The 24,421-nt window shown below is 73.8% G+C and carries 21 protein-coding genes; 16 read left to right on the forward strand and 5 right to left on the reverse strand.

What is annotated here, in order from left to right; genetic code table 11:
- Window positions 1-8: 8 nt before the first annotated feature.
- Window positions 9-1,283, reverse strand: a complete 1,275-nt coding sequence (locus tag ACF08D_RS07560; protein WP_392221621.1) for an extracellular solute-binding protein — start codon at window positions 1,281-1,283, stop codon at window positions 9-11.
- 366 nt (window positions 1,284-1,649) lie between these two features.
- On the opposite strand from ACF08D_RS07560, the gene ACF08D_RS07565 reads away from it, so the two are divergent.
- The 4 genes from ACF08D_RS07565 to ACF08D_RS07580 all read left to right on the forward strand — a co-directional run bounded on the left by ACF08D_RS07565 (window position 1,650) and on the right by ACF08D_RS07580 (window position 6,242).
- Entirely contained in the window at window positions 1,650-3,407 is a 1,758-nt protein-coding gene (locus tag ACF08D_RS07565; RefSeq protein ID WP_392221622.1) for an alpha-amylase family glycosyl hydrolase, read from the forward strand.
- A gap of 25 nt (window positions 3,408-3,432) precedes the next feature.
- Entirely contained in the window at window positions 3,433-4,518 is a 1,086-nt protein-coding gene (locus ACF08D_RS07570) for a LacI family DNA-binding transcriptional regulator (protein WP_392221623.1), read from the forward strand.
- Window positions 4,519-4,554: 36 nt separating this feature from the next.
- On the forward strand, window positions 4,555-5,442 hold the full coding sequence (locus ACF08D_RS07575; RefSeq protein WP_392221624.1) for a phosphatase PAP2 family protein: 888 nt from the start codon (window positions 4,555-4,557) through the stop codon (window positions 5,440-5,442).
- Between the two features lie 74 nt (window positions 5,443-5,516).
- On the forward strand, window positions 5,517-6,242 hold the full coding sequence (locus ACF08D_RS07580; RefSeq protein WP_392221625.1) for a sporulation protein: 726 nt from the start codon (window positions 5,517-5,519) through the stop codon (window positions 6,240-6,242).
- Between the two features lie 15 nt (window positions 6,243-6,257).
- On the opposite strand, the gene ACF08D_RS07585 is transcribed toward ACF08D_RS07580, so the two are convergent.
- Complete coding sequence (locus tag ACF08D_RS07585; protein ID WP_392222334.1) at window positions 6,258-9,242, reverse strand: bifunctional [glutamine synthetase] adenylyltransferase/[glutamine synthetase]-adenylyl-L-tyrosine phosphorylase; 2,985 nt, start codon at window positions 9,240-9,242, stop codon at window positions 6,258-6,260.
- Between the two features lie 297 nt (window positions 9,243-9,539).
- Here ACF08D_RS07585 and ACF08D_RS07590 point away from each other — a divergent pair, with 297 nt between their 5' ends.
- Entirely contained in the window at window positions 9,540-11,546 is a 2,007-nt protein-coding gene (locus tag ACF08D_RS07590; protein WP_392221626.1) for a PIG-L family deacetylase, read from the forward strand.
- 69 nt (window positions 11,547-11,615) lie between these two features.
- A complete protein-coding gene (locus ACF08D_RS07595; protein WP_392221627.1) occupies window positions 11,616-12,050 on the forward strand; it encodes a VOC family protein in 435 nt (144 codons plus the stop codon).
- On the opposite strand, the gene ACF08D_RS07600 is transcribed toward ACF08D_RS07595, so the two are convergent.
- Window positions 12,047-13,456 carry an MFS transporter gene (locus ACF08D_RS07600; RefSeq protein ID WP_392221628.1) on the reverse strand — a complete coding sequence of 470 codons (1,410 nt, stop codon included), beginning with the start codon at window positions 13,454-13,456 and terminating at the stop codon, window positions 12,047-12,049. The genes ACF08D_RS07595 and ACF08D_RS07600 overlap by 4 nt on opposite strands.
- Before the next feature lie 127 nt (window positions 13,457-13,583).
- Between ACF08D_RS07600 and ACF08D_RS07605 the strand changes: the two genes are divergently transcribed.
- Both ACF08D_RS07605 and ACF08D_RS07610 read left to right on the forward strand, forming a co-directional pair.
- Window positions 13,584-14,156 (forward strand): helix-turn-helix domain-containing protein, encoded by a 573-nt coding sequence (locus tag ACF08D_RS07605; RefSeq protein ID WP_392221629.1) that lies wholly within the window; start codon window positions 13,584-13,586, stop codon window positions 14,154-14,156.
- 60 nt (window positions 14,157-14,216) lie between these two features.
- On the forward strand, window positions 14,217-14,618 hold the full coding sequence (locus ACF08D_RS07610; protein WP_392221630.1) for a DUF4234 domain-containing protein: 402 nt from the start codon (window positions 14,217-14,219) through the stop codon (window positions 14,616-14,618).
- A 19-nt stretch (window positions 14,619-14,637) separates the two neighbouring features.
- On the opposite strand, the gene glnA is transcribed toward ACF08D_RS07610, so the two are convergent.
- Window positions 14,638-15,999, reverse strand: coding sequence for a type I glutamate--ammonia ligase (gene glnA, locus ACF08D_RS07615; RefSeq protein WP_392221631.1), 1,362 nt, complete (start codon window positions 15,997-15,999; stop codon window positions 14,638-14,640).
- 119 nt (window positions 16,000-16,118) lie between these two features.
- Here glnA and ACF08D_RS07620 point away from each other — a divergent pair, with 119 nt between their 5' ends.
- From ACF08D_RS07620 to ACF08D_RS07645, 6 genes are all read left to right on the forward strand, one after another.
- Window positions 16,119-17,207: a PP2C family protein-serine/threonine phosphatase gene (locus ACF08D_RS07620; RefSeq protein WP_392221632.1), complete on the forward strand. Its 1,089-nt coding sequence runs from the start codon at window positions 16,119-16,121 to the stop codon at window positions 17,205-17,207.
- Window positions 17,208-17,238: 31 nt separating this feature from the next.
- Window positions 17,239-17,610 (forward strand): hypothetical protein, encoded by a 372-nt coding sequence (locus ACF08D_RS07625; protein ID WP_392221633.1) that lies wholly within the window; start codon window positions 17,239-17,241, stop codon window positions 17,608-17,610.
- Window positions 17,611-17,669: 59 nt separating this feature from the next.
- Complete coding sequence (locus ACF08D_RS07630) at window positions 17,670-18,317, forward strand: DUF3105 domain-containing protein (protein ID WP_392221634.1); 648 nt, start codon at window positions 17,670-17,672, stop codon at window positions 18,315-18,317.
- Entirely contained in the window at window positions 18,314-18,985 is a 672-nt protein-coding gene (locus tag ACF08D_RS07635; protein WP_392221635.1) for a DUF305 domain-containing protein, read from the forward strand. Before ACF08D_RS07630 ends, ACF08D_RS07635 begins: the two co-directional genes overlap by 4 nt.
- A 154-nt stretch (window positions 18,986-19,139) precedes the next feature.
- Window positions 19,140-19,562 carry a CBS domain-containing protein gene (locus tag ACF08D_RS07640; protein ID WP_392221636.1) on the forward strand — a complete coding sequence of 141 codons (423 nt, stop codon included), beginning with the start codon at window positions 19,140-19,142 and terminating at the stop codon, window positions 19,560-19,562.
- Between the two features lie 204 nt (window positions 19,563-19,766).
- On the forward strand, window positions 19,767-21,527 hold the full coding sequence (locus tag ACF08D_RS07645) for an NAD+ synthase (protein ID WP_392221637.1): 1,761 nt from the start codon (window positions 19,767-19,769) through the stop codon (window positions 21,525-21,527).
- Window positions 21,528-21,635: 108 nt separating this feature from the next.
- Here the strand turns inward: ACF08D_RS07645 and ACF08D_RS07650 are convergent, their stop codons facing one another.
- The gene (locus tag ACF08D_RS07650; protein ID WP_392221638.1) at window positions 21,636-22,661 is read right to left on the reverse strand and encodes an endonuclease/exonuclease/phosphatase family protein; all 1,026 of its coding nucleotides are present in this window, start codon (window positions 22,659-22,661) and stop codon (window positions 21,636-21,638) included.
- 289 nt (window positions 22,662-22,950) lie between these two features.
- Here ACF08D_RS07650 and panB point away from each other — a divergent pair, with 289 nt between their 5' ends.
- Together panB and ACF08D_RS07660 are read left to right on the forward strand one after the other, a co-directional pair.
- A complete protein-coding gene (gene panB, locus ACF08D_RS07655; RefSeq protein ID WP_392221639.1) occupies window positions 22,951-23,814 on the forward strand; it encodes a 3-methyl-2-oxobutanoate hydroxymethyltransferase in 864 nt (287 codons plus the stop codon).
- A gap of 127 nt (window positions 23,815-23,941) precedes the next feature.
- On the forward strand, window positions 23,942-24,307 hold the full coding sequence (locus tag ACF08D_RS07660; protein ID WP_392221640.1) for a cupin domain-containing protein: 366 nt from the start codon (window positions 23,942-23,944) through the stop codon (window positions 24,305-24,307).
- Window positions 24,308-24,421 lie beyond the last annotated feature (114 nt).

Consider the following 24,421-nt stretch of genomic DNA (forward strand, 5'->3'; position numbering starts at 1 on the left):
CCCACTGCTTACTTGTAGTCCTTGAGCATCTTGCGGTAGGCGTCGCCCGTCTCCTGGGCGGCCTTCTCCGGGGTGGTCTTGCCGCCCAGGACGTTGGCCATCTGGAGGCGGATCGGCTCGAAGAGGGCGTTGCCCTGCGGGATCCAGGGGCGCTCGACGGCCTTGTCGACGGCCGGCTTGAAGAACTGGACCATCTCGTTGCCGGAGACGCTCGGCGCGGTGTAGACGGACAGCCGCGTGGGCAGCAGGCTGAGCTTCTCGGTGGTCTCCTGCTGGACCTTGGCGGAGCTCATGTACTTCGCGAACTCGTAGGAGGCGTCGAGGTTCTTGGAGCCCGCGTAGACGGACAGGTTCCAGCCGCCCTGCGGGGAGCCCTGGCCGTTGGCGCCGGCCGGGACGGGCGCGATGCCCAGGTTCTTGGGGTCCTTGAACTCGGCGCCGGCGCGGGAGTCGGCGATGGCCCAGGGGCCGTTGAGCATCATCGCGACCTTGCCGGACTTGAAGGCGTTCTGCATGTTGTTCCAGCCGTCGGAGGCGTCGGTGATCGCCGCCTTCGAGTCGACCAGGTCCTTGATGGTCTTGAACGCGGCGACGCCCGAGGGGTCGTCGATGGCGATCTTCTTGGCCTCGGCGTCGACCAGGTCGCCGCCCTCGCCGTAGAGGAAGGACAGGAACCAGTAGGGGTCGTCGCCGCGCAGGTAGAGGCCGCTCTTGCCGGGCCACTTCTTGCTGACCTTCGCCGAGGCGTCCTTGAGCGCGGTGAGGTTCGTGGGGACGTCGGCCCCGGCCTCCTTGAGCATCTTCTTGTTGTAGAAAAGCGCCATGGTGTCGATGACCTGCGGCACCGCGTAGGTCTTGCCGTCGTACTTGGTGCTGGCGGCGGCCTGGGGCAGCCAGTCGCCCTGCTTCTCGATGGCGCGGGTGCCGTCCAGCGGGGCGAGGTAGCCGAGGCTGGCGAAGTCGGCGACCCAGGCGACCTCGGTGCGCATCACGTCGGGGGCGCCGGAGTTGCCGCCCGCCGCGTTCTTGAACTTGGCGTTGGCCTCGCCGAAGGGCACATTGACGTACTTGACCTTCACCTTGGGGTGCAGCTTGGTGAAGCCCTCGGCCAGGGACTTGTACGTGGCCTTCTCGGCCTCGTTCGAGGTGTCCCAGTAGGTGACGGTGCCCGACAGCTCGCCCGAGCCGTTGGACTTGCCCTGGTCCCCGCCGTCGCCTCCGCACGCCGCGGTCGTCAGACCGAGGGCCGCGACCAGCGCGGTGGCCGCTATGCCACGCCGCATGTGAACTCCTTCAACATGATCCCGGGAAGACGAAGGCGGATCACATGTCTGGATCGCGTGCCTCCTGCAGACCGCTCCCTCGCGGCGCGCCGGGTTGCCAGGAACGTAACAGGGATGAAAACGAGCCGAAAGACCTTGCGGCAATTTTCTGCAAGGGGCCCTGATCGTTACATCCGCGTGTCCCGACAGTTGCCGAAGGATCGCTTGACAGGGCCGCGGGACAGGGGTTGCGGGTGCCGGGACGGCTCTGCAAGCCTTTTCGTAAGCGGTTGCAGAGCCGTTTCATCCGCGCGCCCGTCTCGTTGGACGGAGGGAGACCCCGCAGACGCCGTACCCCATCCCGGCCCACCGAGAGGGACACCGCACATGCCCCACGAGCCGACCTCGTCCGTCCGGACGCCGGAGGAGCCGCGCCGCGCACCCGCGCCGTCCCCCGGCTCCCGGGACTCCCGGGGATGGTGGTGCGACGCCGTCATCTACCAGATCTACGTCCGTTCCTTCGCCGACAGCGACGGCGACGGCGTCGGCGACCTGCGCGGCGCCCGGGAGCGGCTGCCCCACCTGGCCCGGCTGGGCGTCGACGCGGTGTGGCTCACCCCCTTCTACGCCTCGCCCCAGGCCGACGGCGGCTACGACGTGGCGGACTACCGCGCGGTCGACCCGCTCTTCGGGGACCTCGCGGACGCCGACGACCTGGTGCGCACCGCCCATGAGCTGGGGCTGCGGGTGATCGTCGACATCGTGCCCAACCACACCTCCGACCGGCACCCCTGGTTCCGCGAGGCCCTCGCCGGCACCGGCCGCGAGCGCTACCACTTCCGCCCCGGCAGGGGCCCGGACGGCGCGCTGCCGCCCAACGACTGGGAGTCGGTCTTCGGCGGCCCGGCCTGGACCCGGACGCCCGGCGGCGCCTGGTACCTGCACCTGTTCGCGCCCGAGCAGCCGGACCTCAACTGGGAGAACGACGAGGTGCGGGCCGAGTTCGACTCGGTCATGCGGTTCTGGCTGGACCTCGGGGTCGACGGCTTCCGGATCGACGTCGCCCACGGCATGGTCAAGGCGGCCGGGATGCCCGACATCGGGCACGGCGAGCAGGCCCGGCTGATCGGCTCCCAGCGGCTGCCGTTCTTCGACCAGGACGGCGTCCACGAGATCCACCGCGCCTGGCGGCGGCTCCTCGACGGGTACGGGGGCGAGCGCATCGCCGTCGCCGAGGCGTGGGCCCCCTCGGCGGAGCGGCTGGCGCTGTACGTGCGCCCCGACGAGCTGCACCAGGCGTTCAACTTCGCGTTCCTGAACTGCCCGTGGGACGCGGCCTCGCTGCGCCGGGTCGTCGACGACTCGCTGCGGGCGACCGCCTCGGTCGGGGCGCCGACCACCTGGGTGCTGTCCAACCACGACGTGGTCCGCCACACCACGCGGTACGGCGGCGGCGCCACCGGCCTGCGGCGGGCGCGGGCGGCGGCCCTGCTGATGCTGGCGCTGCCCGGCTCCGCGTACGTCTACCAGGGCGAGGAGCTGGGCCTGCCCGAAGTCGCCGACCTGCCGGACGAGGTGCGCCAGGACCCCGCCTTCCTGCGCGGCGACGGCCAGGACGGGCTGCGCGACGGGTGCCGGGTGCCGCTGCCGTGGACGGTGGACGGCCCCTCGTACGGCTTCGGCCCCGGCGGCAGCTGGCTCCCGCAGCCCGCGTCGTGGCGTGACCTGTCGGTCGAGGCCCAGACCGGGGACCCGGGCTCCACGCTGGAGCTGTACCGCGCGGCCCTGGCGCTGCGCCGCGCGCACCCGGCGCTCGGGGCGGGCGACGCGGTGGAGTGGCTGCCCGCGCCCGAGGGGGTCCTCGCCTTCCGGCGCCGCGCGCCCCGGGAAGGGGCCGCCCCCGGGGCGGGCGACCTGGTCTGCACGGTCAACCTCACCGGCGGCCCGGTCGTCCTGCGCGCCCCGGGCGACCGGGTGCTGCTGGCCAGCGTCCCGGACGCGGCCTCCCCGCCGGCCGTGCGGGGCGCCGCCGAGGGGACCAGGGTGCCGCCGCCGGCCCGCGCGGCGGCGGCCCCGGCGGGGCACGGCGACGGCGGGCCGGCGGTCCTGCTCGCCGCCGAGTCCTGCGTCTGGTGGGCAAGCTGACGTGCGGCCGGTACAGTCGCATCCCATGACCGCGCGGCTTGCCGACATCGCAGCCCAGGCGGGGGTCAGCGAAGCCACAGTCAGCCGCGTGCTCAACGGCAAGCCCGGTGTGGCCGCCGCCACCCGCCAGTCCGTGCTGGCCGCGCTCGACGTGCTCGGTTACGAACGCCCCGTACGGCTGCGCCAGCGCAGCGCGGGACTGGTCGGGCTGATAACCCCCGAGCTGGACAACCCCATCTTCCCGGCGCTCGCCCAGGTCATCGGCCAGGGCCTGACCCGCCAGGGATACACCCCCGTCCTCGCCACCCAGACGCCCGGCGGCTCCACCGAGGACGAACTCACCGACATGCTGGTGGAACGGGGCGTTTCGGGCATCATCTTCGTGTCCGGCCTCCACGCCGACACCACCGCCGACATGACGCGCTACGACCAACTGCGCGGCAAGGGCGTCCCGTACGTCCTCATCAACGGCTTCTCCCCCAAGGTGCAGGCGCCGTTCGTCTCCCCCGACGACCGGGCCGCGATGCAGCTCGCCGTGACGCACCTGGCCTCCCTCGGCCACACCCGCATCGGCCTGGCGGTCGGCCCCAAGCGGTTCGTGCCCGTGCTGCGCAAGATCGAGGGGTTCCGCCTCGGCATGCAGGCCCGGCTCGGGGTGGGCCCGGAGGAGTGCGAGGAACTGGTCCAGCACTCGCTGTACAGCCTGGAGGGCGGCCAGGCCGCCGCCACCGCGCTGATCGAGCGGGGCTGCACCGCCGTCGTCTGCGCCAGCGACATGATGGCGCTCGGCGCCATCAGGGCGGCCCGCCAGCAGGGGCTGCACGTCCCCCGGGACGTGTCCGTCGTCGGTTTCGACGACTCCCCCCTCATAGCCTTCACCGACCCGCCCCTGACGACCATCCGCCAGCCCGTGCAAGCGATGGGGCAGGCGGCGGTGCGGGCCCTGCTGGAGGAGATCGGCGGCACCCCCGCCCCGCACAGCGAGTTCGTGTTCATGCCCGAGCTGGTCGTCCGGGGATCCACCGCCTCCGGGCCGCGCGGCCGGCGGTCCTCCGAGAGGTCGTCCTCCCCAAGGCGTACGGATGGCGATGACGACCAGACCGACGGATGATCGACCGTGTAGACGTTTCTGGCAGACTCTTGGCCCATGGGTGACACGACTGTGAGGACACTGGAAGGCCGCGAGGCCCCGGCACCACCGGTGGAATCACCCATCGAACAGGGCCCGGCCCCCGTGGCGGACAGCCGGACCGCGTGGCAGCGGATGCGCGCCCCGCGCCATCCCCGCATCTGGTTCGAGATCCTGCTGATCGCGGTGAGTTACTGGACGTACTCGCTGATCCGCAACGCCGTCCCGGAGCAGAAGGCCGAGGCGCTGCGCAACGCCGACTGGATCTGGCGCGCGGAGCAGACCCTGGGCATCGCCGTCGAGAAGACGGTCAACCACGCCGTGGACTCGGTGACGTGGCTGATCGTGGGCATGAACTACTACTACGCCACGCTGCACTTCATCGTCACCATCGGTGTGCTGGTGTGGCTGTACCGGTGGCACCCCGGGCGGTACGCCGCCACCCGCCTGGTGCTGTTCTCCACCACCGGGATCGCCCTCCTCGGCTACTACCTGTACCCGCTGGCGCCGCCGCGGCTGATGACCTCCGAGAAGTTCATCGACACCGTGCTGGTGCACCAAACCTGGGGCTCGATGGCCTCGGGCGACCTGAAGCACATGTCCAACCAGTACGCCGCGATGCCGTCCATGCACATCGGGTGGTCGCTCTGGTGCGGGCTGACCATCTTCGCCCTGGCCACGGCGCCCTGGGCGAGGATCCTCGGCCTGCTGTACCCGACGGCGACCCTGGTCGTGATCGTCGCCACCGCCAACCACTTCTGGCTGGACGCCGTCGGCGGCATGCTCTGCCTGGCCTTCGGCTACACCCTGGCGTACGTCTGGTACGGCAGCCCCGCGCACCGGCTGCCGAGGTACGCGGCGGAGCCCCGGGCGAGCAGCCCGCTGCCGTGGAAGGGGCGCCGCTGACGGCGCCGCCGGCTCTGCCCTAGGGTCTCCTCCTGAATGGATCGTCCGGATCCGAGAGGGAGGGGACCCTTTTCATGGCTTTCCGTAAGTTCCTGAGCGCGCTCGGTGTCGGCGCCCCCGAGGTCGAGACCACGCTGAGCACGGCCGCCGTCCGCCCCGGGGACCGCCTCGAGGGGCGGGTCACGCTGCGCGGCGGAGGCGCCGACACCACGATCCAGCGCCTCGGCCTGGAGGTGGTGGGCCGGTTCGAGGACCTGGAGTCGGACAGCGGCTGGAAGAACCCGGGCGTGCTCGTCGCCTCGCACCCCGTCGGGCCGTTCACCCTGCGCGCCGGGGAGACCGCGCACTGGGACCTCGGCTTCGACCTGCCGTGGGAGATGCCGCTCACCCACGCGCTGAGCATGCCGGTGAACGGCGGGCGGGTCGCCGTCCGCACCGAGGTGGCCATCGACAACGCGGTGGACCGGGGCGACTTCGACGAGTTCCGGGTGCATGCGCTGCCCGCCCAGGACCGGCTGCTGCGCATCCTGCGGGAGCGGGGCTTCCGGTACGACGAGGCGGAGCTCAAGCGCGGGTACGCCGAGGGGGCGGACCAGGCGGTCGACTTCTGGCAGGAGTTCGAGTTCTGGTGGCCGGCGGCCTATGAGCTGACGGGCCAGCTGGAGGTCCAGTTCGTGGCGCGGGAGCACGACCTGGACCTGCACCTGGGCACCGCCGCGCGGCTGACGTTCGCGTACGACGACACCGGCGACTGGAGCGCCAGGGTGCACGAGCACCTGGTGGCGTCGTTCGTGCGCTAGGCGCGGAACGGGGCGCTAGCCGCCGTAGAACAGCTCCTCGACCACCACCCGCGCCCGGCGGGTGGTGCGGCGGTAGTCCTCGACCATCTCGCCCACGTGCCCCGGGCCGTACCCGAGATAGCGGGCGACGGCGGCCAGCTCCCGGCTGTCGGAGGGGAAGGTGTCCCCGGCCCGGCCGCGTACCAGCATCACCCCGTTGCGGACGCGGGTGGCCAGGACCCACGCCTCGTCCAGGATGCGGGCGTCGTGCTCGTCGATCAGGCCCGCCTCCCGGGCGGCGGCCAGCGCCGGCCGGGTGCGGGTGGTGCGCAGGCCGGGCACCGCGTGGCCGTGGCACATCTGGAGGAGCTGCACGGTCCACTCCACGTCGGACAGCCCGCCCCGGCCCAGCTTGGTGTGCAGGGCCGGGTCGGCGCCGCGCGGCAGCCGCTCGGTCTCCATCCGGGCCTTCAGCCGCCGGATCTCCCGCACCGCGGCCTCGTCCAGGCCGCGCGGCGGGTACCGCAGCGGGTCGGCCAGCTCGATGAACCGGCGGCCCAGCTCCTCGTCGCCCGCCATCGGCTCGGCGCGCAGCAGCGCCTGGCTCTCCCAGCCGAGCGACCAGCGGCGGTAGTAGGCCGCGTACGACTTCAGGGTGCGCACCAGGGGCCCGCTCTTGCCCTCGGGGCGCAGGTCCGCGTCGATCAGCAGCGGCGGGTCGGCCGTGGGGAGCTGGAGCAGCCGCCGCATCTCCCCCACCACCGCGTTCGCGGCGCGCGCGGCCTCCTGCTCGTCCACCCCGTCGCGCGGCTCGTGCACGAACAGCACGTCGGCGTCCGATCCGTAGCCCAGCTCGTGGCCGCCGAACCGGCCCATGCCGATCACCGCGAACCGGGTGGGCAGCGTCTCCCCCCACTGCGAGCGCACCGCGGCCCGCAGCGCGCCCGCGAGGGTCGCCGCGTTCAGGTCGGTGATCGCCTGGCCGACCCGGTCGACCAGGGCGCCCGGGTCCACCTCGGCGGGGCTCTCCTCGGTGCCGTACGAGCCGATGATGTCGGCGGCGGCGGTACGGAACAGCTCCCGGCGCCGTACGCCGCGGGCCACGGCGACCGCCAGCTCGGCGTCCTCGGCGCGGCCGACCGCCGCGAGGATCTCCGGCTCCAGGTGGGCCCGGCCGCGCGGGGCGAGCCCCTCCGGGGCGCCCAGGATGGCGACCGCCTCGGGGGCGCGCAGCAGCAGGTCGGGGGCGAGCCGCCCGGCGGACAGCACCCGGGCCAGGTTCTCCGCCGCCGCGCCCTCGTCGCGCAGCAGCCGCAGGTACCAGGGCGTCTTGCCGAGGGCGTCCGAGACCTGGCGGAAGCCCAGCAGTCCGGCGTCCGGGTCGGCCGAGTCGGCGAACCAGCCCAGCAGCACCGGCAGCAGCGTCCGCTGGATCGCCGCCTTGCGGGTGACCCCGGACGACAGGGCCTCCAGGTGCCGCAGGGCGGCCGCCGGGTCGGCGTACCCGAGCGCCTCCAGCCGCTGCCCGGCGGCCTTGGCGCTCAGCCGGGTCTCGCCGGGGGCGAGCTGGGCGACGGCGTCCAGCAGCGGGCGGTAGAACAGCTTCTCGTGCAGCCGGCGCACCACGGCCGCGTGGCGCCGCCACTCCCGGTCGAGCGTGGCGACCGGGTCGGTGCGCAGCCCCAGTGACCTGCCGAGCCGCCGCAGGTCCTCCTCGCCCTCCGGTACGAGGTGGGTGCGGCGCAGCCGGTGGAGCTGGATGCGGTGCTCCATGGTCCGCAGGAAGCGGTACGCCTCGTCGAGCTGGGCGGCGTCGGCCCGGCCCACGTACCCGCCCGCGGCCAGCGCTTTCAGCGCCTCCAGGGTGGAGCCGCTGTGCAGGGTGGCGTCGCTGCGGCCGTGCACCAGCTGGAGCAGCTGCACCGCGAACTCGACGTCCCGCAGACCGCCCGGCCCGAGCTTCAGCTCCCGGTCCACCTGGGCGACGGGGATGTTGTCCACCACGCGCCGGCGCATCTTCTGCACGTCGGCGACGAAGTTCTCCCGCTCGGCGGCCTGCCACACCAGCGGGGAGACGGCCTCGATGTAGTCGGCGCCCAGCCGCGGGTCCCCGGCCACCGCGCGGGCCTTCAGCAGCGCCTGGAACTCCCAGGTCTTGGCCCAGCGCTGGTAGTAGGCGAGGTGGCTGGACAGGGTGCGCACCAGGGGGCCGTTGCGGCCCTCGGGGCGCAGATTGGCGTCGACCGGCCAGATGGTGCCCTCGACGGTCGTCTCGGAGCAGATCCGCATGAGGTGCGAGGCGAGGCGGGTGGCGGCGCGCAGCGCCTTGTCCTCGTCGCCGCCGTCGACCGGCTCGCCGACGAAGATCACGTCCACGTCGGAGACGTAGTTCAGCTCGTTGCCGCCGCACTTGCCCATGGCGATCACCGCGAGGCGGCACTGCGCGGCGTCCTCGGGGGCCGCGGCGCTCGCCAGGGCGAGGGCCTTGCGGAGGGTCGCGGTGGCGAGGTCGGCCAGCTCGGCGGCGGTCTCGGCGACATCGGTGGTGCCGCACACGTCCCGGGCCGCTATGGCCAGCAGGCAGCGGCGGTAGGCGACGCGCAGCGACACGGCGTCGGTGGCCCCGGCCAGCTCGCGCTCGAAGTCCGCGACGCCCGGGTGCAGGTCGGCCGACTCGTACGTGACCAGCGCCTCCCAGTCGCGGGGGTGCCGGGCCAGGTGGTCGGCCAGCGCCTCGGAGGCGCCGAGCACGCCCAGCAGCCGGTCGCGCAGCGGCTTGGCGCTCAGGACGGTGCCGAGGAACCGGCGCCCCTCGTCCTCCTGCGCCTCGGCGATCCGGACGAGGCCGCGCAGCGCGAGGTCGGGGTCGGCGGTGGCGCCGAGCGCGTCGAGGAGAACCGGGTCGTCGCGGACGGCGGACAGCACCGGCAGGTCGAGCAGGCGCCCGGCGGCGGACGGATCCGTGAAGCCGTGCCGCAGCAGGCGGGTGAAGGTGCTGCTCCTGCGCCCCGGCGCGCTCATCTGCCCGTCTCCCTCCGCGAGGTCAACTCCCACGCGGTGAGCCTATCCGCCCCCGCCGGGACCGCCGAGCGGGACGGCCCCTTCCCGGCCGCGGGCACCGGTCGGCGCGGCGGGGGTCCCGGCGGCGCGCGGGTCCGGCGGACGCAGCGAGGTCCCCGGGGCGCACGGGGTCCCGGGACGTACGGCCCCAGAGTGAGGCACGGCACACCGCCGGGGGTGAACCGGCGGGTCGCGGCGGCCCTCTTCCCTGCCGGTTCGCACACCTGTCCGCGTCACCTCACCCGGAAGCCGCCGCCCATGCCTCGCCGCGCCCTGCCCTCCTACCGCCGCGCCCTGTTCCTGGCCGCGCCCCTCGCCGTACTGGCCGGGATCACCGGCGGGACGCTGGCGCTCACCACCGGGCCGTCGGACGCCTCCGACGTACCGAGCCGGGGGGTGCCGGAGTCGCAGGCGGTCAAGCCGGTGCGGACCCAGGACGCCGCGGTGCTCCAGGTGATGGCCCACCCGGACGACGACCTGTTCTTCATGAACCCGGACACCAGCCAGTCCATCGCCTCGGGCCGCAGCCTCACCTCGGTGTACCTCACCGCGGGCGAGTCCGACGGCCGCAACGCCCGCAAGCAGGACCCGAGGCCGCGCGCCGACAAGGCGGCGTACGCGGAGGCGCGGCAGAACGGCATACGGGCGGCGTACGCCGAGATGGCGACCGGGAACCGCACCAGCCCGTGGGACCGGACGAGCATCACCACGGCGGGCGGCGCGCGCGCCGAGCTGGACACGCTGCGCGCCAAGCCGCAGATCGCCCTGGTGTGGCTGCAGTTGCGGGAGGCGGGCAGCATCACCGGCGACCGCCCGCACAGCCTGCGCGGGCTGTGGGACGGCCGGGTGGAGCGGCTGGAGTCGCAGCTCGCCGCCGGTTCCCCGGTCCGGGACGGCTTCGCGTACACCCGCGAGGAGACGGTCGCGACGATCGAGGGGATCCTCGACCGGTTCCGGCCGACGTTCGTCCGGCTGATGGACCCGACGCCGGGCCGCAACGACGACACCGGCAAGCTCGCCGACCACCAGGACCACATGTACGGGGCGCGGTTCGCGCAGGCGGCGCTCGCCCGGTACGCGGAGAAGCCGGGGCGGCCGTCCTTCGCGGTGCAGAACTACCTGGGCTATCCGACCGGCGGGCTGCCGCACGTCCTGGACGCGCGCACCACGGCGGCGAAGCTGCGGACGCTGAAGACGTACGCGTGGTGGGACCACACCGACTACTGCGAGGACCCGGCCGGCTGCGGCGACCGCAAGGTGGCGGCGCGGCCCGCCGGGCACGGCTGGGCGCAGTCGATCCGGTACGCGCGCGGCGGCTCGGCCTCGTGGGTGCAGCCGGGCGCGGGCCCGGGTGAGCTGTACGCGTTCGCGGTGCGGGACGGCCGGCTGGCGGTGTGGCACCGGGCGGACGCGAAGGCCGCGTGGACGGGTCCGGCGCTGCGGCCGGGCGCCGGGCTGGACCCGGGCGTGACGTCGGCGCGGCTGCCGGACGGCCGGGTCGCGGTGCTCGGCACCCGCACCGAGCTGGAGGGCGGCTACCGCCGCGAGGTGGTGGTGTCCGTGCAGGCGGCGCCCGGCGGGGCGTTCGGCGCGTGGCGGTCGCTGGGCAGCCCGGAGCGGGACGACGAGGCCGGGACGTCCGACATCGGCCTGCCGGCGGTGCTGGTGGACCGGGCGGGCCTGATGTCGGTGTACGTGCGCGACGCGGCCCACACCCTGCGGGTGAGCGCGCAGCGGGCGGACGGCGGCTGGTCGGCGTGGCGGGCGGCCGGCGGGCGGGGGCTGCGGGGCGACCCGGTGGCGGTGGCGGACGCGGCGGGCCGGGGGTACGTGTTCGCGGCGACGCGCTCGTCGGTGCTGGCGTGGACCCGGCCGGCGGCGGGCGGCCCGGTGACGGGGCCGGTGGCGACCGGGCTGCCGGCGACCACGGTGGCGCTGAGCGCCGCGCCGGACGGGGCGGACGGGGTGCGGCTGTGGTTCCGGGAGCCGGTCTCGGGTGACGTCCGCTCGGCCAGGTTCGCCGGGAACGGGCACGCCTCGCCGGTGCTGGAGGTGCCGGGCGGGCTCGCGGGCCACGGCGCCCCGGCGGTGTCGGACGGCCGGGTGGCCGGGCGCTCGGGGTCGGGCGCGGTGGCGTCGGCGCCGCTCACCGGCGGCTGGGTGGCCGGCGGGTCGCTGTTCGCCGGTGCCCCGGCGGCCGGGCCGGGCGGTTTCGCCACGCTGGGCCTGGACGGCCGGCTGAACTGGTCGCCCTGGAGGCGATGAGGCGGCGCGGCGCGGCGAGTCCGGGTTTGATGGACGCGAGGCTTGTCGGGCAACTCTGAAGGAGGGCGTATGAACTGGACGCTGGAGGTCGTTCTCGTACCGGTCGCGGATGTGGACCGGGCGAAGGACTTCTACGCCACGCGGTGCGGTTTCACGGTGGACCTGGACACGGAGGTGGTGCCGGGGATGCGGATCGTCCAGATCACCCCGCCGGGCTCCCGCTGCTCGATCACGCTCCAGAGCGGGATGCCGCTGGCCGAGGGGGAGACGGCCATGGCGCCGGGCTCCCTCCAGGGCCTCCAGCTGTGCGTCACCGACATCGAGGCGGCCCGGGAGCAGCTGGTGTCGCGGGGCGTGGAGGTGAGCCCGGTCCAGCACGCGGGCCCGTCGGGCTGGGCGGAGGGCAAGGGCGAGGACACCTGGAACGCGTTCATGTTCTTCAAGGACCCGGACGGCAACGGCTGGACGGTCCAGGAGGCGCCCTCGGAGCTGTCGGAGCGCTAACCGCGGCTGCTCCGCGAGGCGCGGGCCACCAGGAGGAGCGAGAGGCCGCAGCCGGCGACCAGGTACCAGCCCGGGCGGGAGGCGTGGGCCAGGTCCGCCGGCGCGGTGCCGGCGGCCAGGCCGCCCGCGGCGGCGATGCCGAGGGCCGCGCCCACCTGCCGGGCGGTGGAGGTGATCGCCCCGGCGACCCCGGCGCGCTCCGGGGGCAGCCCGCTCACCGCGGTGTGGGTGATCGGGGCGTTGGCGAAGCCGAAGCCGGTGCCGATCAGGGCGTACGCGAGCAGGAGCAGCGGTACGCCGGTGCCGGGGGCGAGCCGGGTCAGCAGCAGCCCGCCGGCCGTGAGGAAGCCGCCCGCGAGGACCAGCGGCAGGCGCGGGCCGGTGCGGCCGGTGAGCCGGCCGGAGAGCGGGGCGAACACGGTGGCCGCGAGGGCCATGGGCAGGGTGGCCAGCCCGGCCGCCGTGGGCGACCAGCCGCGGGTGTGCTGGAGGTAGAGGGTGCTCAGCAGCAGCGTCGCGTTGAGGGCCGTGAAGACCGCGACCGCGCCGAGGACGGCGCCGCTGAAGGCGGGACCGCGGAACAGCCGGGGGTCGACCAGCGGTTCGGGGCGGCGCAGCTCGACCCGTACGAGCACGGCCGCCGCGACCACCGCGACGGCGCAGGCGGCCGGGATCGCGGGCGAGGTCCAGCCGATGTGCGGGCCCTCGATGAGGACGCCCACGGTCACCGCGACGACCAGGGTCAGCAGGAGCTGGCCGGGCAGGTCGAGCCGGCGCGCCTTCCCGGCCCGGGACTCGGGGACGAAGAGGGCCGTCAGGACGAGGGCGGCGGCGACGACGGGGACGTTGACCCAGAACAGCGCGCGCCAGCCGAGCGCCTCGACCAGGACGCCGCCGGTGACGGGCCCGGCGGCCATGCTGAGCCCGAACACCGAGGCCCATATGCCGATGGCGCGGGCCCGCTCCCTGGGGTCGGGCAGGGCGTTCACCACGATGGCGAGGGCCACCGGGCTGAGCATCGAGGCGCCGGCGCCCTGGAGGACGCGTGCCGCGACCAGCAGCCCGGCGGAGGGGGCGAGCGCGCAGAGGACGGAGGCCGCGCCGAAGACGGCCAGCCCGGCCCGGAAGACGCGCCGCCGGCCGAACCGGTCCGCGAGCGCCCCGGCGGAGATCAGCAGGCCGGCCAGGGCGAGGGTGTAGGCGTCCACGGTCCATTCGAGGCCCCGGGTACCGATGTCCAGGGCGCGGCCGATCTCCGGCAGGCCGACGTTGACGATGGTGGTGTCCAGGCCGACCAGGAACATGCTGAGGCAGCACACGGCGAGGACCGTCCAGCGCCGTCGTGGGCTCAGGCCGCCGTCGGGTCGCGGCCGGGCGGTGCTGGTGGGTGGGGCGGTGGCGGTCACGGCCTGCCTCTCGTACGCGGCGGATCGCGGGGGTTCCCGCGTGCTCGTGACCGCATGCTGGTGCCGCGCCGCGGCTCCGGCCGAGCACTTTTGCGGAAACCGCAAACGGCTGCCGCAGAATGGGCCCATGGACGCGGAACTGAAGACGGTGCTCGACGGCATCGGGCCCCGGCTGCGCACCCTGCGCCAGGAGCGCGGGCAGACGCTGGAGGCGCTGGCGGCGGCGACCGGGATCTCGCTGAGCACCCTGTCCCGGCTGGAGTCGGGCAAGCGGCGCCCCACCCTGGACCTGCTCCTCCCGCTGGCCCGGGCGCACCGGGTCGCCCTCGACGCGCTGGTCGCCGCGCCCGCCAGCGGCGACCCCCGGGTGCACCTGCGGCCCCTGCACAAGGGGCACGGCAACGTGGTGGTGCCGCTGACCTCGTACCCGGGCCGGGTCCAGGTGTTCAAGCAGGTGCTGGCGCCCCGGGAGCCGAGGCTGGTGACGCACGAGGGCTACGAGTGGCTGTACGTCCTCGCGGGCGAGCTGCGCCTGCTGCTCGGGGAGCGGGAGACGCTGCTGCGCCCCGGCGAGGTGGCCGAGTTCGACACCCGGGAGCCGCACTGGTTCGGCCCGGCGGGCACCACCGCCGTGGAGGTCCTGCACCTGTACGGCCCGCGCGGCGACCAGGCCGTCGTCCGGGAGGCCCCGCACCCCTGACGCGCGCCCCGGCGCCCGCCGTGCTGGACTGGACGGGTAGGGACCACAGCGGAGGTGCTCATGACCGGCCGCACCGGCAAGACCCGGAACATCTTCCTCGTGTGGCTCGTATGGCCGCTGATCACCCTGGGGATCTACCACCTGGTCTGGTACTACAAGGTGAACCGCGAGGCGCACGACCTCGACGAGCGCATCGACGTCAACCCGGCCGTCTCGGTCCTGGCCCTCGCCCTGGGCTGGATCGTGATCGTGCCGCCCTTCGTGTCGGTGTTCAACACCGGCGACCGGATCGCCCGGATGCAGCGGGCGGCCGGGATGCCGGCCACCTGCAATCCGTGGATCGGCCTGATCCTGATGTTCGTCCTCGGCCTGTACCCGCTGTACTACCAGTACGAGCTGAACCGCATCTGGGAGCACTACGGCCACCGCGAGGAGGGCGCCCGCGTCCCCCTGGCCGCCTGACCACGGGGACGCGCGCGCCTTACAGCACCGGCAGGTTCTTCCGCAGCTCGAAGGCGGTGACCTCCGAGCGGTACTCCTCCCACTCCTGCTTCTTGTTGCGGAGGAAGAAGTCGAAGACGTGCTCGCCGAGCGTCTCGGCGACCAGCTCGCTGCGCTCCATCAGGGAGATCGCCTCGCCGAGGTTCTGCGGCAGCGGCTCGATGCCCATGGCGCGGCGCTCGGCGTCGGAGAGGGCCCAGACGTCGTCGTCGGCACCGGCCGGGAGTTCGTACCCCTCCTCGATGCCCTTGAGGCCGGCCGCCAGCAGCACGGCGTACGTCAGGTAGGGGTTGGCGCCCGAGTCGATGGAGCGGACCTCCACCCGCGCGGAGCCGGTCTTGCCCGGCTTGTACATGGGGACGCGGATCAGGGCGGAGCGGTTGTTGTGGCCCCAGCAGATGTACGAGGGGGCCTCGCCGCCGGAGCCGGCCGTACGGGCGGAGCCGCCCCAGATGCGCTTGTAGGAGTTGACCCACTGGTTGGTGACGGCCGAGATCTCGGCCGCGTGCCGCAGCAGGCCGGCGATGAAGGAACGTCCCACCTTGGACAGCTGGTACTCGGCGCCGGACTCGTAGAAGGCGTTGCGGTCGCCCTCGAAGAGCGAGAGGTGGGTGTGCATCCCGGAGCCGGGGTACTCCGAGAACGGCTTGGGCATGAAGGTGGCCTGCACGCCCTGCTCCAGGGCGACCTGCTTCATCACCAGGCGGAACGTCATGATGTTGTCGGCGGTCGACAGGGCGTCGGCGTACCGCAGGTCGATCTCCTGCTGGCCGGGGGCGCCCTCGTGGTGGCTGAACTCGACGGAGATGCCCATCGACTCCAGCATGGTGATGGCCTGGCGGCGGAAGTCCATCCCCACGTTCTGCGGGGTGTGGTCGAAGTAGCCCGAGTTGTCGGCGGGCACCGGCCGGGAGCCGTCCAGCGGCTTGTTCTTCAGCAGGAAGAACTCGATCTCGGGGTGGGTGTAGAAGGTGAAGCCCAGGTCCGAGGTCTTGGCCAGGATCCGCTTGAGGACGTAGCGCGGGTCGGCGAAGGACGGGGAGCCGTCGGGCATCAGGATGTCGCAGAACATCCGGGCCGTCCCGGGCGCCTCGGCGCGCCACGGCAGGATCTGGAAGGTGCCCGGGTCGGGCTTGGCGATCATGTCGGACTCGTACACCCGGGCGAAGCCCTCGATGGCCGAGCCGTCGAAGCCGATGCCCTCGTCGAAGGCCTGCTCCAGCTCGGCGGGGGCCACGGCGACGGACTTCAGGAAGCCGAGCACGTCCGTGAACCACAGGCGCACGAAGCGGATGTCGCGCTCCTCGAGCGTACGGAGTACGAATTCCTGCTGCTTGTCCATATCCACACCCATCCTCGCTGATCGGGCCAGCATGCCACCACACGGTTTCGCGCATGTTGCGAACCCATACTGCAACGAGCTCTGTGGCGCGGGTAACGGTGGCCTCGCAGACTGGTCCCATGGACCGAGGCACGCAGCAGTTGCCCGCCGCGGGCAGGCCGCCGGCCTGGTTGCTCGTCCTGCCCTGGGTGACCATGGTCCTGCTGGTGATCGTGCAGCTCACCACGCCGAGGAGCGTGCAGCTGGGCTTCGCCTTCGCGGTGGTGCCGCCCCTGACGACCCTGGTGTACGGGATGCTCGGCACCGCGCTGGTGGCGGGCGCGATGGGCGGCCTGCTGATGCTGCCCGCCATCCGGGCGGACGACGTCACCTACGGCGACCTGCTGGCGTTCGTGCTGATCGGGGCGGTCAGCGTGGTGCTGGCGGGCTTCCGGGTCCGGCGCGACGCCCAGCTGGTGTCGGTGCGGACGGTCGCCGAGGCGGCGCAGCTGGCGGTGCTGCCGCCGATGCCGGAGCGGGTGGGTCCGGTGCGGTGCGGGGCGCTGTACCGGGCGGCCGAACGGGGGACGCTGGTGGGCGGCGACCTGTACGACGTGCAGGACGGGCCGTACGGGGTGCGGGCCGTGGTGGGGGACGTGAAGGGGCACGGGCTGGCCGCGGTGGGGACGGTGTCGTCGCTGCTGGGCGCGTTCCGGGAGGCGGTGCTCGACGAGCGGGACCTGGCGGGGGTGGCCGCGCGGCTGGACCGGCGGCTGGTGGTGGACTCGACGGGGCGCGCGGGCGCGGAGGTGACGGAGGTCTTCGCCACGGCGGTGCTGATGGAGTTCCCGCCGGGCGGCTCGGAGGTGCGGATCCTCAGCTGCGGGCACCCGGCGCCGCTGGTGGTGGGCGGGGGCGCGGCGCGGGAGGTGACGCTGGTGCCGGGCGCGCCGCTGGGTCTGGCGCTGGTGGACTTCCGCGCCCCGGAGACGGTGACGGTGCCGCTGCCGCGGGGCCATCTGCTGCTGGCGCACACGGACGGGGTGACCGAGGCGCGGGACGCCACGGGCGCGTTCTACCCGCTGGCGGAGCGGCTGGGGGCGTGGACGGGGCCGTCCGCGCCGGCGGACCTGGTGCGGGCGGTGTGGCGCGATCTGTCGTCGTACGCCGGCGAGGTGGCCGACGACGTGGCGCTGCTGGCGCTCAGCACCCCGGACGGGCATTCCTGACGGGGTGGTCCGCCCATTAACATCAGCGCTCATGGGGGGCGGCCGCGGGCTCATACGCATCGCGCGTCCCACGGCGCTGGCCGGCGCCGTGGCGACGCTGCTCGCCGTGCTGTTCCTCTGCCTCGCCCCGCACGGCGGCACGGACGGCCCCGACGGCGCCCACGCGCGCGGGGCGACGCCCGTCGTGGTGGCGGACGAGTACACCTGCCCGTACGACCGGGGCGACTGCGGCCTGTTCCCGGAGCTGACGCCCGCCGTCCTCACCGCCCCGCCGCTCGACCCTCCGCCGCAGGCGGACGACCCGGTCCGCACGGCCCCGCACCCGGCGCTCGCCCGGCCCGCCGGCGGTGAGGCCCGGCCCCGGGCACCGGACCTCCACGCCCTCCAGGTGCTGCGGACGTAGGCAGCCCGCCCCCGCACCACCCACCCCCTCACCCGACACTTCCGAGAAGGAAACCCACCATGGCTGCCAACCGATCCACCGCCGACCGCCGCGCCCGAATAGAGGAGATGCGCCGCGCCGAGCAGGCCCGCGAGCGCCGCAACCGCATCCTCACCATCTCCGTCAGCGCCCTGGTGGTCGCGGGCCTCGTGGGCTTCGGCGGGTATGTGCTCAACAAGGAGAACAAGGAGCAGGAGCGGCAGGAGCAGGCCGCCAAGGCGCCCATCGAGGACGAGAAGTCCTGGGACGCCAAGAAGCTGGGCCGCAACCACGTCACCACGCCCGTGACGTACCCGATGAAGCCCCCCGTCGGCGGCGACCACGACCAGGCGTGGCTCAACTGCGACCGGGACGTCTACAAGAAGCCGGTGCCGGAGCGGCACGCGGTGCACTCGCTGGAGCACGGCGCCGTGTGGGTGACGTACTCCTCCAAGGCTCCGGCGGCCGACGTGAAGAAGCTGGAGGAGAAGGTCGGCAAGACGTCGTACTCCTTCATGAGCCCGGTCGAGGACCAGGCGGGCCCGATCATGCTCACCGCGTGGGGCAAGCAGGTGACGGTGGACGGCGCCGACGACCCGCGGGTGGACGCCTTCTTCACCAAGTACGTGCAGGGCCCGCAGACACCCGAGCCGGGTGCGGCGTGCACCAACGGGCTGGACCCGAAGTGAGCCGTACGCAGTGGGCGGCGCTCGCCTCGGTGGTGCTCGCGCTGCTGTTCGCCGGGGCGGCCACGGTCGCCTCGGCGCTCTCGCCGGAGCCCGCCCCGGCCGCCCTGGCGGCGCCGGCGGCGGACTCGGCGGACGCGGGCTTCGCCCGGGACATGGCGGTGCACCACCAGCAGGCGGTGGAGATGTCGTTCCTCGTGCGGGACCGCACGAAGGACGAGGAGGTGCGCCGGCTCGCTTACGACATCGCCAACACCCAGGCCAACCAGCGCGGGATGATGCTCGGCTGGCTGGACCTGTGGGGGCTGCCGAAGGTGGCGCCCGGGGAGGAGCCGATGTCCTGGATGGGCATGCCGTCGCACGGCCCCTCGCACGGGTCGTCGCACGGGTCCGGGCACGGCCCGGCCGGCGGGGACGGCGCGCTGATGCCGGGCATGGCCACGGCGGCGCAGCTCGACGGGCTGCGGGCGGCGAGCGGCCGGGACGCGGAGGTGCGGTACCTGAAGCTGATGACCGCCCACCACCGGGGCGGGGTGCACATGGCGCAGGGCTGTGTGGACCGCTGCCGGCCCGGGGTCGAGCGGGACCTGGCCCAGGGCATGGTCGACGCCCAGGAGTCGGAGATCCTGCTGATGGCGGACCTGCTGAGGAAGCGGGGCGCCACGCCGTAGCCCGGGTCCGTACGGCGTGGGGCGGCCGTCCCGGGTGCCCGGGGCGGCCGTCCGGCGGCGCAGCGGTCGCGGGGCGGTGGGGGCGCGGTGAGAATGGAGGCGCTCGGGGACCGACGTACGGCGCCTGACGGCGTTTTCGGAGGCAAGGAACCCCATGACCACCGCGAAGGACATCATGCACCCCGGAGCCGAGTGGCTCCCCTCCCACGAGACCCTCGACCGTGCCGCGCAGATGATGCGCGACCTCGACGTGGGTGCCCTGCCCATCGCCGACGAGAACGAGCGGCTCTGCGGCATCCTCACCGACCGCGACATCGTCGTCGGCTGTGTGGCGCAGGGCCACGACCCGGCCCGGGTCAGGGCGGCCGACATGGCCAAGGGCACGCCGCGCTGGGTCGACGCGGGCGCGGACGTGGAGGAGGTCCTCCGGGAGATGAAGGACCACCGGATCCGCCGCATCCCGGTGATCGAGAACAAGCGGCTGGTGGGCATGATCAGCGAGGCGGACATCGCCCGGCACCTGTCGGACGCGCAGGTCGCCGGCTGGGCCGAGAAGGTCTACGAGCACCGCCGCTGACGGCCGCGCCGCGGCCCTGGCGCCGCGGCCCGAGGGGCGTGACGCACACCGCGTCGCGCCCCTCGCGCACGCCGTCCCCCGCGCCGTCCCCCGCGCCCTCACCCACGCCCTCCCCCGCGCCTTCCGCCGCGCCCTCACCTGCGCCGCGACGGGACCGGGGGCACCACCAGGACATCGTGTCGCTCTGACGATTACACTGGCGGGGTGCCTCAACTACGCCTCGCCCTGAATCAGATCGACTCCACCGTCGGTGATCTCGCCGCGAACGCCGAGGCGGTCGTGCACTGGACCCGGCACTCCGCCGAGCAGGGAGCGCACCTGGTGGCGTTCCCGGAGATGGTGCTGACCGGCTACCCCGTGGAGGACCTGGCCCTGCGCTCGTCCTTCGTCGAGGCGTCCCGCAGCGCGCTGCGGGCGCTCGCGGCCCGGCTCGCCGCCGAGGGCCTCGGGGACCTGCCGGTGGTCGTCGGCTACCTCGACCGCTCGGAGACGGCCCAGCCCAAGTACGGCCAGCCGGCCGGCGCGCCGCGGAACGCCGCCGCGGTGCTGCACGGCGGTGAGGTGGTGCTGTCGTTCGCCAAGCACCACCTGCCGAACTACGGCGTGTTCGACGAGTTCCGCTACTTCGTGCCCGGCGACACCATGCCCGTGGTCCGGGTGCGCGGTGTCGACGTGGCGCTCGCCATCTGCGAGGACCTGTGGCAGGACGGCGGCCGGGTCCCGGCGGCCCGCAGCGCGCACGCCGGGCTGCTGCTGTCGATCAACGCCTCCCCGTACGAGCGCAACAAGGACGACGTCCGCCTGGAGCTGGTCCGCAAGCGCGCCCAGGAGGCCGGCTGCACCCTGGCCTACCTGGCGATGATCGGCGGCCAGGACGAGCTGGTCTTCGACGGCGACTCGATCGTCGTGGACGCGGACGGCGAGGTCGTCGCGCGGGCGCCGCAGTTCGCCGAGGGCAGCGTGATCCTGGACCTCGACCTGCCGGCCGCCGCGCCCGACGCCCCGGAGGGGGTCGTGGACGACGGGCTGCGGATCGACCGGGTCGTGCTGTCGCCGGAGCCCCTCCCGGCGTACGAGGCGGAGCTGGCGGGCGGCTACGCGGACCGGCTCGACGACGACGAGGAGGTGTACACCGCGCTGGTGGTCGGCCTGCGGGCGTACGCCGCGAAGAACGGTTTCCGCTCGGTGCTGATCGGCCTGTCCGGCGGCATCGACTCGGCGCTGGTCGCCGCGATCGCGTGCGACGCGCTGGGCGCGGAGAACGTGTACGGGGTCTCGATGCCGTCCAAGTACAGCTCCGACCACTCCAGGGGCGACGCGGCGGAGCTGGCGCGCCGCACCGGGCTCAACTACCGCACCGTGCCGATCGAGCCGATGTTCGACGCCTACATGGGGGCGCTGGGGCTGTCGGGCCTCGCGGAGGAGAACCTCCAGTCGCGGCTGCGCGGCACCCTGCTGATGGCGCTCTCCAACCAGGAGGGCCACATCGTGCTGGCGCCGGGCAACAAGTCGGAGCTGGCGGTCGGCTACTCGACGCTGTACGGCGACTCCGTCGGCGCGTACGGGCCGATCAAGGACGTGTACAAGACGACGGTGTTCCGCCTGGCCCGCTGGCGCAACCGGGCGGCCGAGGAGCGCGGCCAGACGCCGCCGATCCCGGAGAACTCCATCTCCAAGCCGCCCAGCGCCGAGCTGCGCCCCGGGCAGGTCGACACCGACTCGCTGCCGGACTACGACGTCCTGGACCGGATCCTGGAGCTGTACGTCGACCGCGACCAGGGCAAGGACGCGATCGTCGCGGCGGGCTTCGACGAGGAGCTGGTGGCGCGGACGCTGCGGATGGTGGACACGGCGGAGTACAAGCGGCGCCAGTACCCGCCGGGCACCAAGATCTCGGCCAAGGGCTTCGGCAAGGACCGGCGCCTGCCGATCACCAACCGCTGGCGCGAGACGACGGCGGGCTGACCCCGCGCCGCCCCCGCCAAGGGCGAAGGGGGCCTCCCGTGACCGCACGGGAGGCCCCCTTCGCCATGTCCTCTCCGGCTCCTCGCGCGCGTGGCGCCGGGCCGGGGCTCAGAGTGTGACGCGGGCGGCGATCGGCAGGTGGTCGCTGTCGGTGGCGGGCAGCGTCCAGGAGGCGACCGGCTCGACCCCCTTCACCATGATCTGGTCGATCCGCGCCATCGGGAACGCGGCCGGCCAGCTGAAGCCCATCCCGTCGCCCGCCGCGCCCTGCGTGGAGCGCATCTGCGAGGTCACCGCGTTCAGCGACCGGTCGTTCATGGTGCCGTTGAGGTCGCCCAGCAGCACGACCCGCTCCAGCCGCTCGCGGACGATCGCCTCGCCCAGGGCGTCGGCGCTGTCGTCGCGCTGGTTGGCGGTGAAGCCGGCGTTCAGCTTGACCCGCACCGACGGCAGGTGCGCGACATAGACGGCGACCTCGCCCTGCGGCGCGGTGACGGTGGCCCGCATCGCGCGCGTCCAGCCCAGCCGGATGTCCACCGGGCGGCTGTCGCTGAGGGGGTACTTGCTCCACAGGCCGACGGTGCCCTGGACGGAGTGGTGCGGGTACGCGTCGGCGAGCGCCCGCTCGTACGCCGGGACCATGCCGGGCTTCAGCTCCTCCAGGGCCACCACGTCCGCCCCCGAGCCGGCGACCTGGCGGGCCGTCCCGCCGGGGTCGGGGTTGTCGGCGTTCACGTTGTGGGTGACGACCATCAGGTCGCCGCCGGCGCCCGACTTGTCGGTGACGAGCCCGCCGAAGAAGTTGAGCCAGAGCACGGCGGGCAGCAGCGCGGCGATCAGCGCGGTCGCCGAGCGGCGCAGCACCGCCGCCACCGCGATCACCGGCACGAACACCCCGAGCCAGGGCAGGAACGTCTCGGTGAGGCTCCCCAGGTTGCCGACCTTGTTGGGGATCTGGGCGTGGAAGACCATCAGGAGCGCGATCAGCACGGCGCACACCGCGAGGAACGTCCCCCGGCGCCAGATGCCCGGGTCGCCGCGCCAGCGGTCGAGCGCCGACCGGACCCGGGATCCGGTGGGCCGCTGCTCCCGCGCGCTGCCGTTCCCCGTCTCCGTCACGTCCACCCGCGCCATACCGCCGTCCTCACTGCCTTGCTCGTCGTGCTCCGTCGTGCGCCCCCCGGCCCCGACCCTAGGGGATCGGGGGACGGCCGTACTGCCACGATGACGAAGAGCCCGCCCGGCGGGTTCCGGGGGCCGCGGGCGGAGCGCGCCCTGTGACAGAACGCGCACAAACGGCCCCGGGCGGGGCGCACGACGGCGTGAGCGGGCCCACTTCCCCCCACCCGGCACGAAGTGCCACCATGGACGTGGTCCGGGGACGCCGTCAGGGCGCCTCGAGATGACGAAGGAGCCGTTCCCCATGACGCTTCAGGCTGCCGCCACGCAGCCCGCCGGCAGCGGTAAGACGCTGTACGGCGGCAAGGGCACTCGCCGCATCACCGTCCACGACATCGCCGCCGCCAAGGAGCGCGGCGAGAAGTGGCCCATGCTCACCGCCTACGACGCGATGACCGCGTCCGTCTTCGACGAGGCCGGCATCCCGGTCCTGCTCGTCGGCGACTCGATGGGCAACTGCCACCTCGGGTACGAGACCACCGTCCCCGTCACCCTCGACGAGATCGCCATCCTGTCCGCCGCCGTCGTCCGGGGCACCCGGCGCGCCCTGGTGGTGGGCGACCTGCCCTTCGGCTCGTACCAGGAGGGTCCCGTACAGGCGCTGCGGTCGGCGACCCGGCTGGTGAAGGAGGCGGGCGTCGGCGCGATCAAGCTGGAGGGCGGCGAGCGGTCGCTGGCCCAGACCGAGATGCTGGTGCAGGCCGGCATCCCGGTGATGTCGCACCTGGGTCTGACCCCGCAGTCCGTGAACACCATGGGCTACCGGGTGCAGGGCCGGGGCGACGAGGACGCGCACCGGCTGCTGCGGGACGCCAAGGCGGCGCAGGACGCGGGCGCCTTCGCGGTGGTCCTGGAGCTGGTCCCGGCCGAGCTGGCCGCCGAGGTCACCCGGTCCCTGCACATCCCGACCATCGGTATCGGCGCCGGTCCCGGCACCGACGCCCAGGTCCTGGTGTGGACCGACATGGCCGGGCTGACCGGCGGCAAGGTGCCGCGCTTCACCAAGCAGTACGCCGACCTGCGCCGGACGCTCGGCGACGCGGCGCGGGAGTTCGCCGGCGACGTCACCGGCGGAACGTTCCCGCAGGAGGAGCACACCTTCCACTAGCCACTCCCGGTACGGACGACGGCCCGCCGACTTCCCCCATCGGCGGGCTGTCGGCCTTCCGGGCCGGGCGTAGCCTGGAAGAGGACTCGGGGGCATCCGACCCAGAACCCGCCGGGAGGCGGTGGACATGCCCGGGATCGTACGCAAAAACTTCGACTCCGCCGACGAGGTCCGCCCGTTCGAGGACGGCAAGGGCAAGCTCGACCTGGTGAACACGGAGAGGGGCCCGGTGGGCCGGGCCGTGTTCGAGCCGGGCTGGCAGTGGACCAAGCACATCGGCCCCATCGCCGGCACCGAGAGCTGCCAGGCGTCGCACGCCTGCTACGTCGTCGGCGGCCGGATGAAGATCGTCATGGACAACGGCACCGAGGAAGAGGTGGGCCCCGGCGACTTCTTCTCCGCCGAGCCCGGCCACGACGCCTGGGTCGTCGGTGACGAGCCCTGCGTCCTGGTCGACTGGGTGGGCTTCGGCGACTACGCCGTACGGTCCTGACGGGCCGCGGCGCCCCGCGCGACCGCCGCCGCGACCGCCGGGCCCACGGGTGATCCGTCGGCGGGATGTCGGTGATCCGTCGGCGGCGGGCGGGCCGGCGGCGGCCGCTGTCGG

This window comes from Streptomyces sp. NPDC015131, assembly GCF_043079975.1.
Taxonomy (GTDB): domain Bacteria; phylum Actinomycetota; class Actinomycetes; order Streptomycetales; family Streptomycetaceae; genus Streptomyces.

Coding starts and splice junctions, on each gene's coding strand:
- ACF08D_RS07560 (WP_392221621.1), bottom strand. CDS start 1,283: ATGCGGCGTGGCATAGCGGCCACCGCGCTGGTCGCGGCCCTCGGTCTG.
- ACF08D_RS07565 (WP_392221622.1), top strand. CDS start 1,650: ATGCCCCACGAGCCGACCTCGTCCGTCCGGACGCCGGAGGAGCCGCGC.
- ACF08D_RS07570 (WP_392221623.1), top strand. CDS start 3,433: ATGACCGCGCGGCTTGCCGACATCGCAGCCCAGGCGGGGGTCAGCGAA.
- ACF08D_RS07575 (WP_392221624.1), top strand. CDS start 4,555: ATGGGTGACACGACTGTGAGGACACTGGAAGGCCGCGAGGCCCCGGCA.
- ACF08D_RS07580 (WP_392221625.1), top strand. CDS start 5,517: ATGGCTTTCCGTAAGTTCCTGAGCGCGCTCGGTGTCGGCGCCCCCGAG.
- ACF08D_RS07585 (WP_392222334.1), bottom strand. CDS start 9,242: ATGAGCGCGCCGGGGCGCAGGAGCAGCACCTTCACCCGCCTGCTGCGG.
- ACF08D_RS07590 (WP_392221626.1), top strand. CDS start 9,540: ATGCCTCGCCGCGCCCTGCCCTCCTACCGCCGCGCCCTGTTCCTGGCC.
- ACF08D_RS07595 (WP_392221627.1), top strand. CDS start 11,616: ATGAACTGGACGCTGGAGGTCGTTCTCGTACCGGTCGCGGATGTGGAC.
- ACF08D_RS07605 (WP_392221629.1), top strand. CDS start 13,584: ATGGACGCGGAACTGAAGACGGTGCTCGACGGCATCGGGCCCCGGCTG.
- ACF08D_RS07610 (WP_392221630.1), top strand. CDS start 14,217: ATGACCGGCCGCACCGGCAAGACCCGGAACATCTTCCTCGTGTGGCTC.
- glnA (WP_392221631.1), bottom strand. CDS start 15,999: ATGGACAAGCAGCAGGAATTCGTACTCCGTACGCTCGAGGAGCGCGAC.
- ACF08D_RS07620 (WP_392221632.1), top strand. CDS start 16,119: ATGGACCGAGGCACGCAGCAGTTGCCCGCCGCGGGCAGGCCGCCGGCC.
- ACF08D_RS07625 (WP_392221633.1), top strand. CDS start 17,239: ATGGGGGGCGGCCGCGGGCTCATACGCATCGCGCGTCCCACGGCGCTG.
- ACF08D_RS07630 (WP_392221634.1), top strand. CDS start 17,670: ATGGCTGCCAACCGATCCACCGCCGACCGCCGCGCCCGAATAGAGGAG.
- ACF08D_RS07640 (WP_392221636.1), top strand. CDS start 19,140: ATGACCACCGCGAAGGACATCATGCACCCCGGAGCCGAGTGGCTCCCC.
- ACF08D_RS07650 (WP_392221638.1), bottom strand. CDS start 22,661: ATGGCGCGGGTGGACGTGACGGAGACGGGGAACGGCAGCGCGCGGGAG.
- panB (WP_392221639.1), top strand. CDS start 22,951: ATGACGCTTCAGGCTGCCGCCACGCAGCCCGCCGGCAGCGGTAAGACG.
- ACF08D_RS07660 (WP_392221640.1), top strand. CDS start 23,942: ATGCCCGGGATCGTACGCAAAAACTTCGACTCCGCCGACGAGGTCCGC.